Consider the following 16,998-nt stretch of genomic DNA (forward strand, 5'->3'; position numbering starts at 1 on the left):
AGCGGACCAGGGTACCGGCAGTTCCCGAGTAGGTCTGCTACAGGTTCTTCGCTATCCAGTTGCCGGTGTAGTCGTGCTCGTTGTCGATCAGAGAAAGGACCTGCTCGCTGATCATCGCCTCGATCTTGCTGCCGAACAGCGGGATCTTGACCTCGGTCGTTCCCGACAGCGACATCGTCGACGACGTCTCGTCGCCCTCGAGAAGGGTGGTGCCGGAGATCGACGCGGGTGCGCCGTCGACCGTCGCGCCGAATTTGCCCTCTGCACGGTTGCCGCCGAACGGGCCCCACGATTCGGTGCGTTCGATGACGAGCGGCCCCTTCTTGAATGCGGTGACCGCGGCGGGCAGTTCTTCCTCGGGGATCGACTGCGAGATCACGACACTGATGGTGCCGTTGAGCGTGGTGGCGCTGACGAGTTGGGCGCCGGGTCCACCGATCTCGGCGATGCGGTCCTTCCAGTACTGCTCGGAGACGAGTGCGGCGTGCACCTTGTCGACAGATGCGGGAACGGACGCGCTGTGCGCGATGGGGCGAGGCATACGCGGGAGGGTACCCTGGGCTCCCGTGCCTACCGCAATTTCAGGTCTCACCACGATGCGCGTCGGTGGCCCGGCTCGCGCATTCGCCGTCGCGTCGACATCCGACGAGCTCGTCTCCCTCGTGCGTGACGCCGACGCGTCGGGAACCCCGGTGCTGCTGGTCGGCGGTGGATCCAACCTGGTCGTCTCCGACGACGGCTTCGACGGCCTCGTCGTGAAGGTCGAGACGTCGGGCGTGAGGGTCGACGGCGACTCGATGTGGGTCGCTGCTGGGGAGCGGTGGGACGGCGTCGTCGCCCGTTCGTTGGACGAGGGCCTCGCCGGACTGGAAGCGCTGTCGGGCATCCCCGGTCTGTCGGGTGCGACGCCGGTGCAGAACGTCGGCGCGTACGGGACCGTCACGTCCGACGTGCTCGAGTCGTTGACCGTGTACGACCGCGAGACGGGCGAGACGTCGGTCTGGGGTCCCGAGCGATGCGGCTTCGGGCTGCACCGTCAGTCGGTCTTCAAGCATTCGACGCGGTACGTCATCCTCGACACGACGATGCGGCTGCGGCGTTCGGGGTCGTCGGATCCCGTGCGGTACGCGGGGTTGGCGGACCGGCTCGGCGTCACCATCGGGGACACCGTCGCCGCCAAGGACGTGCGCGAGGCGGTGCTCGATCTTCGTCGCCAGAAGGGCATGGTGCTCGACGCGTCCGACCACGACACGTGGAGCGTCGGCTCCTTCTTCCTGAATCCCGTGCTGGCCGAGGTTCCTTCGAGCGCGTCGCGCGCTCCGCAGTACCCGGATCCGTCGGGAATCAAGATCCACGCCGCATGGCTCATCCAGAACGCCGGCTTCGCGCACGGCTACGGCACCGAGTTCGGCAACGGCACCGCGGCGCTGTCGACGAAACACGTGCTCGCCATTACCAACCGCGGCGGCGCGACGACGGCCGACGTGATGGCTCTGGCGTCGCACATCCGCGACGGGGTCGAGGCAGAGTTCGGGATCACACTCGTGCCCGAATGCGATCTGGTCGGCTGCTCGCTCGCCTGATTCCCGGGCGGTCGTGTCGGTTCGAGCGCCTACCATGGAGTCTTCGTACGTCAGCGTTGTAAGGAGTTTTCAGTGCAGGTCACCAGCGTCGGGCACGCGGGGTTCCACATTCGGACCGATGCGGGCAGCATCCTGTGCGACCCGTGGGTGAATCCTGCCTACTTCACCTCGTGGTTTCCGTTCCCGGACAACTCGCAGCTCGACTGGGACGCGCTCGGAAACTGCGACTACCTGTACGTCTCGCACCTGCACAAGGACCACTTCGATCCGAAGAACCTGGCCGATCACGTCAACAAGGACGCGACCGTCCTGCTGCCCGACTACCCGGTGCCGGACCTGAAGCACGAGCTCGAGAAGCTCGGCTTCCACAAGTTCTTCGAGACGACCGACTCGGTCAAGCACCGTCTGTCCGGTCCCAAGGGCGATCTCGACATCATGATCATCGCCCTGCGTGCGCCCGCGGACGGTCCGATCGGTGACTCGGGCCTCGTCGTGTCCGACGGCGAGACCGTCGCGTTCAACATGAACGACGCCCGTCCCGTCGATCTCGACGTGCTGACCGAACAGTTCGGGCACGTCGACGTCCACATGCTGCAGTACTCCGGGGCCATCTGGTATCCGATGGTCTACGACATGGTCGAGCGCGCGAAGAAGTCGTTCGGCGAGCAGAAGCGTCAGCGTCAGATGGACCGTGCGCGTCAGTACATCGAGCAGATCGGTGCCACGTGGGTCGTGCCGTCGGCGGGCCCGCCGTGCTTCCTCGACGACGAACTGCGGTTCCTCAACGACGTGTACGACGAGAAGTCCAACATCTTCCCGGACCAGATGGTCTTCCTGGATCAGATGCGACGCAACGGGCACGACAAGGGACTGCTGCAGATTCCGGGCACGACGTCGACGTTCAAGGGCAGCGATCTCGTCTCGCACGAGCATCCGATCCCGACCCCGGAAGTCGAAGCCATCTTCACCACCGGCAAAGCGCAGTACATCGAGGACTACGCGCAGCGTCAGGCAGGCGTCATCGCGGCCGAGAAGGCGGCGTGGGCGTCGGCGGACGGCGAACCGCTGCTCGAACCGCTGCGAGAGTTGTTCGAGCCCATCATGATTCAGACCGATCAGATCTGCGACGGCATCGGCTACCCGGTCGGGCTGATGCTCGGCGCAGAAACCGTCGTACTCGATTTTCCGAAGCGGATCGTGCGTGAGCCGCTGCTGAAGGAGCGGTTCCGGTACAGCTTCACGATCCCGGCGGAGCTGGTGCGTACCGTAGTGCGCGACAAGGAACCGGACTGGGTCAACTCGATCTTCCTGTCCACCCGGTTCCGTGCTCGACGGGTCGGCGGGTACAACGAGTTCCTGTACACGTTCTTCAAATGCCTGACGGACGAGCGCATCGCGTACGCCGACGGCTGGTTCGCCGAGGCACACGACGACAGCGCCACGATCGTCAAGGACGGCTACGAGATTCAGCGTCGCTGCCCGCACCTGAAGGCCGACCTGTCCAAGTTCGGCATCGTCGAGGGCAACAAACTCACGTGCAACCTGCACGGCTGGGACTGGAACCTCGACACGGGTCGTTGCCTGACGTCGCGCGGTCACGAGTTGCGGTCGACCAAGCTGTAGCGCCGCGCTGGTCACGCCGACGCGCGTGCGTTTGCCGACTGTTTGCGCGAAATGTCCGGTTGCAGCCGTGAATTCGGTGTGAATCGGACCGCAGCCCCCGTCTCGATGCGTATCCGTCGAAAGTCCCCGAGTACGTTGGAAAACGTGCATGAGCAGGTTGAACGGACAAATCGGACTCGGTTGTTGTGGTTGATCACAGCGATCGCGGCACTGGCGGCGCTCGTCGCAGGGTGCACCATCGGTTCCGACGGAGGATCCACCGGAAGTGCCGCGTCGACGACGGAGGCGCCGCCGGTCGCGAAGGTAACTCAGAACCCGACCGATGGGGCCGAGGACGTCAGTCCGATCGCCCCGATCTCGGTGTCCGTCGCGAACGGAACCCTGAACGAGGTCACGCTGACGAACCCCTCCGGGAAGGTCGTCCAGGGTGCGCTGGCACCGGACAAGGCGTCGTACACGATCACCGAGCCACTCGGTTACGGATCGGAATACACGTGGGCGGGTGAAGCGATCGGTACCGACGGCAAGACCGTCGACGTCGAAGGCAGCTTCACGACCGTCGAACCGGACAGTCGTACGTCGGTGAGCACGAACATCGGCGACGGCCAGGAGGTCGGCATCGCAGCGCCGATCATTCTGCAGTTCGACCAGTCGATCGAGGACAAGGCGGCCGTCGAACAGCGGTTGACGGTGACGACCAACCCGCCGACGCCCGGTGCATGGGCGTGGTTCCCGGACGACAACGGCTCGCGCGTGCACTGGCGTCCGACGAACTACTGGGCTCCGGGCACGACGGTGTCGGTGCAGGCGAATCTGTACGGGGTCGACTACGGCGGCGGTGCCTACGGTGCCGACGACGTGACCCTCGACTTCACCATCGGCCGCAGTCAGATCGTCAAGGCGGAGGCCACCAGCCACCGCATGCAGGTGGTGCGCGACGGCGAAACCATCATGGACATCCCGGTCAGCTACGGCGAGGGCAACGAGACGCGCAACGTCACGCGCAGCGGCATCCACGTCGTGACCGAGAAGCACGAGGACTTCCTGATGTCGAACCCGCCGTTCTACGAGAACGTCCGCGAACGCTGGGCGGTGCGAATCTCCAACAACGGTGAGTTCATCCACGCGAACCCGTTGACGACGGGTGTGCAGGGCGCGTCGAACGTGACGAACGGGTGTATCAATCTGTCGACCGAGGATGCGCAGCAGTACTTCGGGACGGCGATGTACGGCGATCCGGTCGAGGTGACGGGAACGTCGATCGACCTGTCCGCTGCCGACGGCGATCTGTACGACTGGGCGATCGACTGGCCGACCTGGGAGTCCATGGGTGCGGCGTAGCACCCGTGCGTGCGAATGTACAGCCCGCTGTACATTCGCACGCACGTGCGCCGAAGGCGCCTACGTCCGGTGGAACCGCCCCGGGCTGGCCTGATCCCGCGGCTTGATGATGATCTGGTCGAGGTTGACGTGCGACGGGCGCGACGCCACGAAGCCGATGACCTCGGCGATGTCCTTGGCCACCAGCGGCGTGATGCCCTGGTAGACGGCGTCGGCCTTGGACTCGTCGCCGTCGAAACGCACGAGCGAGAACTCGGTCTCGACGGCACCGGGCGCGATCTCGGTGAGCCGCACCGGCTTGCCGAGCAGTTCGCCGCGCAACGTGCGGTGCAGCACCGCCTGAGCATGCTTCGCGGACGTGTAGCCCGAGCCGTTGTCGTACGCCTCGAAGGCCGCGACCGACGTGATGGTGACCACAAGGCCGTCGCCCGATTCGATCAGCTTGGGCAGCAGAGCCTTCGTGACGCGCAGCGTGCCGAGCACGTTGGTCTCCCACATCCAGCGCCAGTCGTCGAGGTCGGCGTCGATGACGGGGGCGAGGCCCTTGGCGCCACCCGCGTTGTTGATCAACACGTGCACGCGGGGAATCACGGCGGTGAACGCTGCGACGGAGTCTTCGTCGGTGACGTCCAATTGCAGTGCGGTGCCACCGATTTCGGCGGCAAGCTTCTCGAGGCGGTCGACGCGACGCGCCCCGATCACGACGTGGTAGCCCTGCTCGGCCAGTTGGCGAGCGGCGGCCTCACCGATGCCCGAGCTGGCTCCGGTGACAACGGCGACACGGGCGTCGGACGAGATTTGTTCGGACAATGTCATGTGCCGAATTCTAGTCTCAGGCGTCTGCCGCTCGCGGGGCGAGGATTGGTGATCGGCCGCAGAAGTGCTAATTTGGCGGTCATGTCCGCCAGCCACACGCCAGCTCTGCGCGTCACGTACGTGACCGCTGCCCTGGGTTCTCGGCTGCCGCTTCCTCGCGAACTGTGTTGTCTCGGTTTCGAAGTCCGTCGCTAGTTCTGTGCGACGGCGTGCTCGCATTCTCGTTTCTGCGCTGCTCTGACCGATTCATGCACCACCCGTTCCTTGTCGTACGGGTCTATTGCCGAGGACGAAACACGTGTCACTTGCCACTCTTCCGAAAACGTCTCCCGCTGCGTCTCGCCGGGGTACCCGTTCCACGCCCGGTGCTCAGCGACCGACGCAGAACAACAGGGTTCAGGTTGTCGCTCCCGACCTGCGCATCGCCGACAGTCCCGCAGCCTCGGTGCTGCGCCTCGCGTCGGCTCGCGGTCCTATTTCGCGCGACGTCGCCGCTCGCGCAACAGGTTTGAGCATCGCCACGGTCAACAGGCAGGTGGCGTCGCTGCTCGGTGCAGGGTTGCTCCGCGAACGCGGCGACCTGACGACGTCGGGCGCCATCGGCCGTCCGCGGGTGCCGTTCGAGGTCAATCACGAGCCCTTCTCGACGGTGGGCATCCACATCGGCGCCCTCGTCACCGGCATCGTCGTCGGTGATCTGCGCGGTCGCATTCTCGGTGCGGTCGAGATCCCCACTCCGGGCGGGCCTGCCGAGGTCGCGCTGCGTGCGATCACCCGCAGTGCGTCCGCATTCGCTGCTCGGTGGCACCGTCGCACCCCGCTGTGGGTCGGCGTCGCGCTCGGTGGTCGTGTCGACGCGGCCACCGGATCGGTCGACCATCCCCGCCTCGGCTGGGAGAACGCGCAGGTCGGCACCATCGTCGGCGGCGGAATGGGTCTGCCGGTCTCGGTGTCCGGTCACGTCGAGGCGATGGCCGCGTCGGAGCTGTTGCTGACGCCCGCCCGAGCCGACGCCGCGCCGACGGGGACGAGCCTGTTCTTCTATGCGCGTGAAACCGCCGGTATCGCGTTGACGATCGACGGTCGTGTGCACACGCCGTCGACCGGTCCCGGTTCCATCGCGCATCTGCCCACCGGCTCGAATGCGCTGTGCGAGTGCGGGAATCGCGGATGCCTCGAAGCATCCGTCAGCGATCGCGCGGTGCTCGCCGCAGCGATCGAACGCGGAGTGCTCGCTTCCGGTGCTTCCGTCGCCGGTCTGTACCGGGCGGCGCACGACGGTTCGGCGGGTGCGCGGGACATTCTCGTCGAACGTGCGGAGATCCTCGGCCGCACCGTGGGTCTGCTGCGCGATCTGTTCAACCCGGATCGCGTCGTGCTCGGTGGCCAGGCCTTCACCGAGTACGAGGCCGGTCTGCCGCACGTCGCCGAAGCGTTCGGACGCACGTCGACGTTGCCGCGCAAGGATATTCGAGTCACCGGCTTCGGAAACAAGGTACAGGAGTACGCGGCGGCGGTCGTCTCGCTCAGCTCGGTGTACTCGGATCCGCTCGCATCGATGAGACGTGCCGCTGCCTGATCCGACGGACCTCACTGTCATGATGTCGACCATGGCAACGAGAGGACCGGTGCGTCAGGCCACCGGAATCGACGGGACCAACATCGTCTACCGCGTGTCGGGCGCTCCATCGGGCCGACCGCTCGTGCTGCTGCACGGGTGGGCGCAGTCGTCGGCCTGCTGGGGCGACTCGGTGCTCACCGAGCTGGCCGCGACGTACCGGGTCATCGCCGTCGACCTCCGCGGTCACGGCTACTCGGACGCACCGACGAGCGGCTACGACGACTCGAAGATCTGGGCGGGCGACGTCGACGCCGTACTGACCGCGGAAGGAATCACGTCCGACGCCGTTCTTCTCGGCTGGTCGTACGGCGGGCTCGTCATCTGCGACTACCTTTCCGTGCACGGCACCGACGCCGTGTCCGGCATCGTCCTCGTCGGCGCGATCACGAGCATCGGGCGGGGTGAGAAGGGCGGACGCGTCGGGACGTCCATGCGGGCAGCGATTCCCGACGCGATGGCCGAGGAACCGCGGGTCGCGATTCGCGCGTTGGGCAGTTTCGGCAACGCTCTGACCGGCCCGGTCGACGGAAAGGGTGCGCAGGCGCAGGCGCTGTTCGGGCTGACGCTCGCGACGCCGCCTCGGGTGCGGGCCGCGCTGTTCGACCGCGCCGCGTCGAACGACGAACTGCTGCGCACCCTGGACGTGCCCGCCCTCGTGCTGCACGGTACGGAGGACACCGTCGTCGACGTGTCCGCCGGCCGTCACGCCGCGTCGCTGATACCGACGGTGACGGAGTCGTACTGGGACGGGGTCGACCACGGCCCGTTCGTCGCCGACCCCGAACGGTTCCTGAGCGATGTCTCGGCCTTCGTGGACGGGCTGTAACGCGGGGTCTGTGGACGTCCGTACTGTGGAGGCGTGCAGACTGGAGCGGTGAGTGGACGCCAGCTGAACCGGGTTGCCGTGCTGTCGCTGCATACGTCCCCGCTGGCGCAGCCCGGTATGGGCGACGCGGGCGGCATGAACGTGTACGTGCTGCAGTCGGCCAAGGAGCTGGCGAAACGCGGTGTGCAGGTCGAGATCTTCACCCGCGCGACGTCGTCGTCCGACGAGCCGGTGCGCGAAGCGGCGCCGGGCGTGCTGGTGCGCAACATCGTCGCCGGGCCGTTCGAGGGCCTCGACAAGCAGGATCTCCCGACGCAGCTCTGCGCGTTCGCCGCAGGTGTTCTGCGCGAGGAAGCGCGTCACGACGCCGGTTACTACGACCTCGTTCACTCTCATTACTGGCTCTCGGGTCAGGTCGGGTGGCTGGCTCGCGACAGGTGGGGCGTCCCGCTCGTCCACACCGCTCATACGTTGGCGGCCGTCAAGAACGCGTCGCTCGCGGCAGGCGATTCTCCCGAACCGCCCGCTCGGCAGATCGGTGAGCAGCAGGTCGTCGCGGAGGCGGATCGGCTGATCGCCAACACCTCCGAGGAAGCCAAGCAGCTCATCGAGATCTACGGTGCATCCGCCGACGCGGTCGACGTCGTCGCTCCCGGCGCCGATCTGCATCAGTATCACCCGGGCGACATGCTCGCGGCGCGAGCGCACCTGGGTATCGATCCACGTGAAACCGTCGTCGCGTTCGTGGGTCGGATCCAGCCGTTGAAGGCGCCCGACGTGTTGCTGAAGGCTGCGGCGGAACTGTGCGCGCGGGAACCCGAACTGCCACTTCGCATTCTGGTCGTCGGCGGTCCGTCGGGGAGCGGGCTCGACCGGCCGGACAGTCTCATCGAGCTCGCCGACGAGCTCGGAATTTCGACCCGGGTGACGTTCCTGCAGCCGCAGCCGTCGAACGTGCTGGCGCAGATCTATCGGGCCGCGAATGTCGTTGCGGTGCCGAGCTACAACGAATCCTTCGGCCTCGTCGCGATCGAGGCGCAGGCGTGTGGCACTCCGGTCATCGCGGCCGACGTCGGTGGACTCGGGGTCGCTGTGCGGTCCGGTGAGACGGGCGTTCTGGTGCAGGGGCACCGGACGGACGACTGGGCGCGTGCGCTCGGTGACATGCTTCGCGATCGAGACGCGTTGGCGCGCATGGCGTCTGCCGCGCCTCGGCACGCGTCCGAATTCTCGTGGGAGCACACGGCCGAGGGACTGCTCGAGAGCTATCGAGCCGCGCAGTTCCACTTCGCCTTGGGTGAAGCGCCCAGCGAGTTCTCGCCGCGCCGCACGCGCGGTCTGTCGAAGCTACGACGAGGAGTGGTCAAGGCATGAGCGAAGCGCAGTCGCCGAAGGACACCGCCGCATCGATCGATGCGATGTTGAAGGAGCGGGAGCTCGAATATCAACGCAAGGACGACAATTCGTTCGTCGTCGAACTCCCGGGCGAGCGCAAGCTGAAGACGACGACGATGCTGACCGTCGGCAACCACGGTGTGCGCGTCGAAGCGTTCGTGTGCCGTAAGCCCGACGAGAACTTCGAAGGCGTGTACAAGTATCTGCTTCGGCGCAACCGCAGGCTCTACGGCGTGCACTACACGATCGACAAGATCGGCGACATCTATCTGGTCGGCCGTATCTCGACGCACGCCGTGACGGGCGACGAGATTGACCGCGTGCTGGGGCAGGTACTCGAAGCCGCAGACGGTGACTTCAACGTTCTGCTCGAACTCGGTTTCGCGGAATCGATCAAACGTGAGTGGGCGTGGCGTGTGTCGCGCGGGGAATCGTTGGCGAACCTGAAGGCGTTCGAGCACCTGATCGAGGAATAGCCGACGAAGTCTCGGGTCGGATGTGAAATGGTGCGGACTTCACGGGCGGCGAGTAGCGTCCCGAATCAGACATAGCAACGAACACCGCACTGCACGATCCATGGAGGAAGTCTTGACCGTCGGCATCCGTTCACGTACTCGGAGACTGGCATTCGGCGGCGTCGCGTCGCTCGGCGCCGTCGCACTCGTCGCCGGATGTGGCTCAGCACCCGACGACAGCGGCTCGGATTCAGACGGGAGTGCCTCCGGCGATTTCAAGCCGTGCATGGTCTCCGACGCGGGTGGCTTCGACGACAAGTCGTTCAACCAGCTCGGCTACGAAGGCCTGGTGGAGGCCTCGGACTCGCTCGGTGTCGAGCCGATCACCGTCGAGTCGGCGTCGCCGACGGACTACAACCCCAACATCTCGAACCTGATCGATCAGGGCTGCAACCTGATCCTCACCGTCGGCTTCGATCTAGCCGACGCCACCAAGTCCGCCGCCGAGGCGAACACGGACATCGATTTCGCTATCATCGACGATTCGTCGATCGACCTGCCGAACGTCAAGCCGCTGACCTACGACGCCGCGCAGTCCGCATTTCTCGCGGGGTACGCCGCAGCCAGCTTCTCCAAGACCGGCATCGTCGGCACGTTCGGTGGTTCGCAGCTGCCGACGGTCACCATCTTCATGGACGGCTTCGCCGACGGAGTCAACTACTTCAACGAGCAGAAGAACCGCGACGTGCGCGTCATCGGGTGGGACGTTCCGTCCCAGAACGGTTCGTTCACCGGCGGATTCGAGGCCAACGCGGTCGCCAAGAACACCGCGCAGGGCCTGATCGACCAGAACGCGGACGTCATCTTCCCGGTCGGCGGCCCGATCTATCAGAGTGCCGCGCAGGCCATCCGTGACTCGTCGCGTCCCATCGCCCTGATCGGCGCCGACGCCGATGTCTACGAATCGGATCCGTCGGTCGGCGACCTGCTGCTGACGTCGGTCACGAAGGGCCTCAAGCCCAGCGTGGACGAGGTCGTCGCCAATTCCGGTGGGGGATCGTTCGACAACGCGCCCTACGTCGGAACGCTCGAGAACGACGGCGTCGGCATCGCGCCGTTCCACGACTACGAGTCGCAGGTCGATCCGGCACTGCAGGGTGAACTCGACGCGATCAAGGCAGGCATCGTCGACGGCTCCATCACCGTCGAGTCGCCGTCGTCGCCCAAGTAAGTACCACGTAAGCAATGAAGCTCGAACTACGCGGCATCACCAAGCGTTTCGGATCGCTCGTCGCCAACGATTCCATCGACCTCGTCGTGGAGCCGGGCGAGATCCATTGCCTGCTCGGCGAGAACGGCGCAGGCAAATCGACGCTGATGAACGTGCTCAGTGGTCTCTATCGGGCCGAGGAGGGTGACATTCTGCTCGACGGCGTCGAGCAGCATTTCGCCGGACCCGGCGAGGCCATGAACGCCGGTATCGGCATGGTGCACCAGCACTTCATGCTGATTCCGGTGTTCACCGTGGCCGAGAACATCATCCTCGGCCACGAGACCACCAGGAGCGGCGGACGTCTCGATCTCGACGCGGCACGCGCGCTCGTCCGCGAGATATCGGGACGCTTCGGGTTCGACCTCGACCCCGACGCGCGCGTCGACGAGCTCCCCGTCGGCGTGCAACAGCGCGTCGAGATCATCAAAGCCCTCAGTCGCGACGCGAAAGTGCTCGTGTTCGACGAGCCGACGGCCGTTCTCACCCCGCAGGAAACCGACGACCTCATGCGCATCATGCGCGAGCTCGCCGCGTCGGGAACCACGATCGTGTTCATCACGCACAAGCTGCGTGAGGTGCGCGAGGTGGCCGACCGGATCACCGTCATCCGGCTCGGCAAGGTCGTCGGCGAGGCCGAGCCCACGGCGTCGAATGCGGAACTGGCCGCGCTCATGGTCGGTCGCGACGTGCAGCTGACCGTGTCGAAGGCACCGGCGACGCCGGGCGACGCTGCACTGTCGATCAAGAATCTGACCGTTTTCGACGCCGGCGGCCACACGGTGGTCGACGACGTCAGCCTCGACGTCCGGTCCGGAGAGATTCTTGCGATCGCCGGTGTCCAGGGGAACGGCCAGAGCGAGTTCGTCGAGGCTCTGCTCGGCGCCCGTGAACGTCTCACCGGCGAGATCGTCCTCGACGGCGTCTCGCTCGTCGGGTCGTCGGTCCACGACGTACTCGGTGCCGGCGTCGGATTCGTTCCCGAGGATCGCACCGTTCATGGCCTCGTCGGCGAATTCTCGATCGCCGAGAACCTGATGCTCGACCGATCGACCGGAGAGCCGTTCGTGCGTCGCGGTGCGATACGCCGCGACTTTCTCGACGCGTTCGCCGCCGAGAAGGTCGAGGAATTCGACGTACGAACCCCGAGTATCGGCACCGCCGTCGGCCGGCTGTCCGGCGGTAACCAGCAGAAGGTCGTGCTCGCCCGCGAATTGAGCAGGGAGCTGCGGCTTTTCGTGGCCTCGCAGCCGACGCGTGGTATCGACGTCGGCTCTATCGAGTTCGTGCACAAACGCATCGTCGCGACGCGCGACGCGGGCGTGCCGGTGATCGTCGTGTCCAGCGAACTCGACGAGGTCGCAGCACTCGCCGATCGCATCGCCGTCATGTATCGCGGACGGATCGTCGGCATCGTTCCGGCCGACACGTCACGCGAAGTTCTGGGATTGATGATGGGTGGAGAACATGGCTGACGCAGGTGCGTCGGAAAAGCAGGCGCCGCAGGAGCCGTCGCGTGCTCACGTGGTCCTACGGCAGATTTTCACCGGGAGCGCGATCATCTCCGTGTTCGCGGTCGTGCTCGCGATCGTGGTCGGCGCCGTGCTCATCGCCGTTACCGACGAGCAGGTGCAGGAGTCCGCAGGCTACTTCTTCGCGCGGCCGACGGACATGCTCACCGCGATCTGGGATGCGGTGTCCGGCGCGTATTCGTCGCTGTTCCAGGGATCGGTCTACAACTTCCGACGCCCGGGATTCGAGAACGGCATCAAGCCGCTCACCGAGACACTGACGTTCGCGACACCGTTGATAGTCGCCGGTCTCGGTGTGGCGCTTGCGTTTCGCGTCGGCATGTTCAACATCGGTGGTCGCGGACAGATGCTCATCGCCGCAGCATGCGCGGGCTGGGTCGGGTTCTCGCTGCAACTTCCCGCCGGGCTGCACCTCGTCCTCGCGATCGTCGCGGGCGTCGTCGGCGGTGCGGTGTGGGGCGGTATCGCCGGAGTTCTGAAGGCGCGCACCGGCGCTCACGAGGTGATCGTGACGATCATGCTGAACTACGTCGCGTTCTATCTCGTCGCCTACCTGCTCAGGACCCCGGGCACGCTGCAGGCGCCCGGCCAGAACAACCCGAAGACGGCGGCGATGGAGTCGACGGCGGTGTTCCCCAAGCTGTTCGGAGACAGGTACTCGCTGCATCTGGGATTCCTGCTGGTCGTGATCGTCACCGTCGGTGTCTGGTGGTTGCTCGAGCGGTCGTCGCTCGGATTCAGGTTCCGTGCCGTCGGTGAGAATCCGCACGCGTCGAAGATTGCGGGTATCGACGTCAACCGGATGTACCTGTACGCGATGGTGCTGTCCGGTGCTCTCGTCGGTCTCGCAGGCGTCGCGCAGGTACTGGGCACGGTCACCACCGGATTCGGCGCGGACATCGACGCCGGAATCGGATTCGACGCCATCACCGTCGCACTGCTCGGCCGATCGAAGCCGTGGGGTGTGTTCTTCGCCGGAATTCTGTTCGGCGCGTTCAAGGCAGGTGGCTTCGCGATGCAGGCCGCCGAGGGTATCCCGATCGACATCGTGCTCGTCGTGCAGTCCGTCATCGTGCTGTTCATCGCCGCGCCGCCGCTGGTTCGAGCGGTGTTCCGACTACCACCGCCGGGCGCCGAGGTCGCGGCACGGGCGGATACCGCGAAGGTGGCGGCACTGTGACCACCGTGAAAGAACCCGACGTTCTGGCACCCGCCCGCAGCTGGAAGGTGCCCGGCATCCTCGGCGTCGTCACGCTTCTCGCGTTGGTGCTGTTCGTGTTTCGTGGCAAGTCGGGTACGACGACCTTCGCTCTCGCGAGCGAGAACGACTTCTTCGCACTCCCGGCGGTAGGGCTGCCGACGTCGGGAACCGGAATCGCCGTGTTCGTCGTACTCACCCTGATCACTGCCTATGCCACGTGGAATGCAGTGCAGCGCACGAGGACCCCGCTCTGGCTGCTCGGCGTCTATGCGGTGCTGTTCGTCGTCGGATTCCTGACGTGGGCTGCTGCAGGTGCAACGGTTCCGGTGCCCGGGTTGCTCATCGGTGCGGTCGCGCTCAGCACGCCCCTCATCTTCGGTGCGATGGGCGGCGTGATCTCCGAACGCGTCGGTGTCATCAACATCGCCATCGAAGGGCAGTTGCTGTCGGGGGCGTTCGTCAGCGCTGTCGTCGCCTCGATCACCGGGTCGACGTACGTCGCGCTGCTCGCGGCATTGGCCGCAGGGGCGCTGACCGCGTCGCTGCTGGCGATGTTCTCGATCAAGTACTTCGTCAACCAGGTGATCGTCGGCGTCGTGCTCAACGTGCTGGTCGTGGGGCTGACGAGTTTCCTGTACTCGGTGGTGCTCACGAAGAACACCGAGGCGCTCAACTCGCCACCTCGATTCGGGCGCATCGAGATTCCGGTGCTGTCGCAGATCCCGGTGATCGGGCCGGTGCTGTTTCGGCAGACGCTGATCGTCTATCTGATGTACGTCGTCGTCGCATTCGTCTGGTTCGGCCTGTTCCGCACCAAGTGGGGACTGCGGCTACGTGCCGTCGGCGAGCATCCGCAGGCCGCCGACACCGTCGGTATCGATGTTGCGCGGACGCGATTCTGGAACGTGTGCCTCGCCGGCGCCATCGCGGGGCTGGGCGGCGCGTACTTCACGCTCGGATCCGTGGGCGCGTTCGGCAAGGAGATGACGGCAGGTGCGGGCTACATCGCCCTCGCCGCGGTCATCTTCGGACGATGGGATCCGGTGCGAGCCACGTTGGCGGCCTTGCTGTTCGGTTTCGCGTCGAATCTGCAGAACGTGTTGGGAATCATCGGCTCGCCGGTGCCGAGCGAGTTCATGTTGATGCTGCCGTACGTGGTGACGATCTTCGCGGTCGCCGGACTCGTCGGACACGTACGTGGTCCAGCAGCGGCCGGTAAGCCGTACGTGAAGTCCTGAGCGGTGGGGCCCGCATGCACGGGCCCCACCGTCACTTGCGCATCAGCGTCCGAAACGCAACCAGGCGAACCAGTCCGGAAGCTGCGGCGCCCACTGCTGGAAGGGCTGCACGAAGTTGTTGTGGAAATCGTTGAACACGGATCTTCTCCTGTTGTCGTGTTTGTTTCTGACCAGAACGAAACTAGCTGCGGCGCCGGGTAATTCAAGCAAATCCCGGGGTTCGTGAGCACTCCCGAACCGAGCTGCCAGGAAGCGCGGTGAACCTGGCAGCCTGCCAGACAGCCGATGGGGTCCGACCTGCATCGCGAGTGGCTGCCACATCGCCGGGCCGTGCGCAATGGTCGACAGGAGATCCGAACCTGACTCCCCAGTAGGGCTCATGTCCGTTGTGACGGCTTTCACTGTAGTGTTCTGACAAGTTGCCGATGCACGTTTCGAAGGAGAGTCATGAGCTTCAAGAGCCCCTTTCCCGATGTCGAGATTCCGAATCTGAGCGTCTACGACTACCTGTTCGGATCCATCTCGGACGACGATCTCGAGAAGCCTGCATTGATCGACGGGTCGTCGGGAGCCGTCACCACGTACCGGGCTCTGATCGGGCAGATCGACGGCATCGCCGGCGCCCTCGCGGCACGGGGCCTCGGACTGGGTGACGTCGTCGGACTGCACTCGCCGAACGTCCCCGCGTTCGCGTCGGTGCTGCACGGCATTCTGCGCGCGGGTGGCACCGCCACCACCATCAACGCTCTGTACACGGCAGAGGACATCGCGAAGCAGCTCACCGGATCGGGTGCCAAGTTCCTGTTCACGGTCTCGCCGCTGTACCCGCAGGCGAAGGCGGCAGCCGAGAAGGTCGGCATCCCAGACGACCACGTCATCGTGCTCGACGGCGCCGAAGGGCACCCGAGCCTGCGCGACCTGCTCGCCGAAGGCGCTCCCGCCCCGGAGGTCTCCTTCGACCCGGCGACGCAGGTGGCGGTACTGCCGTACTCGTCCGGCACCACGGGCGTGCCGAAGGGCGTCATCCTGACGCACCGCAACCTCGTCGCCAACGTCGCTCAGATGGAGCCGCGCGTCGGCATCGACACGAACGACGCGATCCTGGCGCTGCTGCCGTTCTTCCACATCTACGGCCTCACCGTGCTGCTCAACATCGCGCTGAAGCTGCGCGCGCACCTGGTGACGATGCCCAAGTTCGACCTCGTCGAGTTCTTGAAGCTCATCCAGGAGCACAAGCTGACCTACCTGTTCATCGCCCCGCCCGTCGCCGTCGCGCTGGCCAAGCACCCGCTCGTCGATCAGTACGACCTGTCGAGCGTGCACACCATCTTCTCCGGTGCCGCGCCGCTCGACGAAGAACTGGGCAAAGCCGTCGCGAAGCGTCTGGACACGCGCGTGCGTCAGGGCTACGGCATGAGCGAGCTCAGCCCCGTCAGCCACGCCATCCCGTTCGACCGCGACGACATGGCGCTCAGCTCGGTGGGTCTGCCGCTCGCGAACACCGTCAACAAGCTCGTCGACCCGGAGACGGGCGAGGAAGTGGATCTTCCGTCCGAAGGGCTGTCCAAGCCCGGTGAGCTGTGGGTGCAGGGCCCGAACGTCATGGCCGGCTACCTCAACAACCCCACCGCCACCGCCGACACCCTCGACGACGACGGCTTCCTGCACACCGGTGACATCGCCGTCGTCGACGCCGAAGGCGTCGTCTACATCGTCGACCGGCTCAAGGAGCTCATCAAGTACAAGGGCTACCAGGTGCCGCCGGCCGAGCTGGAGGCTCTGCTGTTGACGCATCCGGAGATCGCCGACGCTGCGGTCATCGGTGTCCTCGACGAGGAGGGCGAAGAGGTTCCGAAGGCGTTCGTCGTACGCCAGGCCGACGCGACCATCGACGAGGACGCGGTCATCGCGTTCGTCGCCGAGCGCGTGTCGCCGCACAAGAAGGTCCGCAAGGTCGAGTTCATCGACATCGTCCCGAAGTCGGCTGCAGGCAAGATCCTCCGTAAGGATCTGCGGGCCGCCGAGACCACGAAATAGGACAGGTCGAGCTCTCGTCAGGCCGCCTACCCGATCGGGTAGGCGGCCTTCCTGTCTCAT

General features: G+C 65.7%; 14 protein-coding genes. 12 read left to right on the forward strand and 2 right to left on the reverse strand.

What is annotated here, in order from left to right; genetic code table 11:
* Positions 1-37: 37 nt before the first annotated feature.
* Positions 38-541 carry a DUF2505 domain-containing protein gene (locus DK926_RS01395; RefSeq protein WP_114328113.1) on the reverse strand — a complete coding sequence of 168 codons (504 nt, stop codon included), beginning with the start codon at positions 539-541 and terminating at the stop codon, positions 38-40.
* Between DK926_RS01395 and DK926_RS01400 the strand changes: the two genes are divergently transcribed.
* The 3 genes from DK926_RS01400 to DK926_RS01410 all read left to right on the forward strand — a co-directional run bounded on the left by DK926_RS01400 (position 528) and on the right by DK926_RS01410 (position 4,547).
* Positions 528-1,583, forward strand: coding sequence for a UDP-N-acetylmuramate dehydrogenase (locus DK926_RS01400; RefSeq protein WP_207890707.1), 1,056 nt, complete (start codon positions 528-530; stop codon positions 1,581-1,583). The two genes, DK926_RS01395 and DK926_RS01400, sit on opposite strands and share 14 nt — an antisense overlap.
* 72 nt (positions 1,584-1,655) lie before the next feature.
* On the forward strand, positions 1,656-3,206 hold the full coding sequence (locus tag DK926_RS01405) for an MBL fold metallo-hydrolase (protein ID WP_114328117.1): 1,551 nt from the start codon (positions 1,656-1,658) through the stop codon (positions 3,204-3,206).
* A 144-nt stretch (positions 3,207-3,350) separates the two neighbouring features.
* Positions 3,351-4,547, forward strand: a complete 1,197-nt coding sequence (locus DK926_RS01410) for an Ig-like domain-containing protein (RefSeq protein WP_207890708.1) — start codon at positions 3,351-3,353, stop codon at positions 4,545-4,547.
* A 60-nt stretch (positions 4,548-4,607) separates the two neighbouring features.
* Here DK926_RS01410 and DK926_RS01415 read toward each other — a convergent pair whose 3' ends face one another.
* Positions 4,608-5,363 (reverse strand): SDR family NAD(P)-dependent oxidoreductase, encoded by a 756-nt coding sequence (locus DK926_RS01415; RefSeq protein WP_068427378.1) that lies wholly within the window; start codon positions 5,361-5,363, stop codon positions 4,608-4,610.
* Positions 5,364-5,778: 415 nt separating this feature from the next.
* Between DK926_RS01415 and DK926_RS01420 the strand changes: the two genes are divergently transcribed.
* The 9 genes from DK926_RS01420 to DK926_RS01460 all read left to right on the forward strand — a co-directional run bounded on the left by DK926_RS01420 (position 5,779) and on the right by DK926_RS01460 (position 16,938).
* Positions 5,779-6,942, forward strand: coding sequence for an ROK family protein (locus tag DK926_RS01420; protein ID WP_243636615.1), 1,164 nt, complete (start codon positions 5,779-5,781; stop codon positions 6,940-6,942).
* 31 nt (positions 6,943-6,973) lie between these two features.
* On the forward strand, positions 6,974-7,810 hold the full coding sequence (locus DK926_RS01425; RefSeq protein WP_068427477.1) for an alpha/beta hydrolase: 837 nt from the start codon (positions 6,974-6,976) through the stop codon (positions 7,808-7,810).
* Positions 7,811-7,843: 33 nt separating this feature from the next.
* On the forward strand, positions 7,844-9,184 hold the full coding sequence (mshA, locus tag DK926_RS01430) for a D-inositol-3-phosphate glycosyltransferase (RefSeq protein WP_243636581.1): 1,341 nt from the start codon (positions 7,844-7,846) through the stop codon (positions 9,182-9,184).
* On the forward strand, positions 9,181-9,681 hold the full coding sequence (locus DK926_RS01435; protein WP_068427382.1) for a YbjN domain-containing protein: 501 nt from the start codon (positions 9,181-9,183) through the stop codon (positions 9,679-9,681). Before mshA ends, DK926_RS01435 begins: the two co-directional genes overlap by 4 nt.
* 112 nt (positions 9,682-9,793) lie before the next feature.
* On the forward strand, positions 9,794-10,891 hold the full coding sequence (locus tag DK926_RS01440) for a BMP family ABC transporter substrate-binding protein (RefSeq protein WP_243636582.1): 1,098 nt from the start codon (positions 9,794-9,796) through the stop codon (positions 10,889-10,891).
* A 14-nt stretch (positions 10,892-10,905) separates the two neighbouring features.
* The gene (locus DK926_RS01445; protein WP_114328123.1) at positions 10,906-12,405 is read left to right on the forward strand and encodes an ABC transporter ATP-binding protein; all 1,500 of its coding nucleotides are present in this window, start codon (positions 10,906-10,908) and stop codon (positions 12,403-12,405) included.
* A complete protein-coding gene (locus DK926_RS01450; RefSeq protein WP_243636583.1) occupies positions 12,398-13,642 on the forward strand; it encodes an ABC transporter permease in 1,245 nt (414 codons plus the stop codon). Before DK926_RS01445 ends, DK926_RS01450 begins: the two co-directional genes overlap by 8 nt.
* Entirely contained in the window at positions 13,639-14,901 is a 1,263-nt protein-coding gene (locus tag DK926_RS01455) for an ABC transporter permease (RefSeq protein WP_114328125.1), read from the forward strand. Before DK926_RS01450 ends, DK926_RS01455 begins: the two co-directional genes overlap by 4 nt.
* 447 nt (positions 14,902-15,348) lie before the next feature.
* A complete protein-coding gene (locus DK926_RS01460; RefSeq protein WP_114328127.1) occupies positions 15,349-16,938 on the forward strand; it encodes an AMP-binding protein in 1,590 nt (529 codons plus the stop codon).
* Positions 16,939-16,998: the final 60 nt, after the last annotated feature.

It is taken from the genome of Rhodococcus sp. Eu-32 (assembly GCF_003336925.1).
Classification (GTDB): Bacteria; Actinomycetota; Actinomycetes; order Mycobacteriales; family Mycobacteriaceae; genus Rhodococcoides; species Rhodococcoides kyotonensis_B.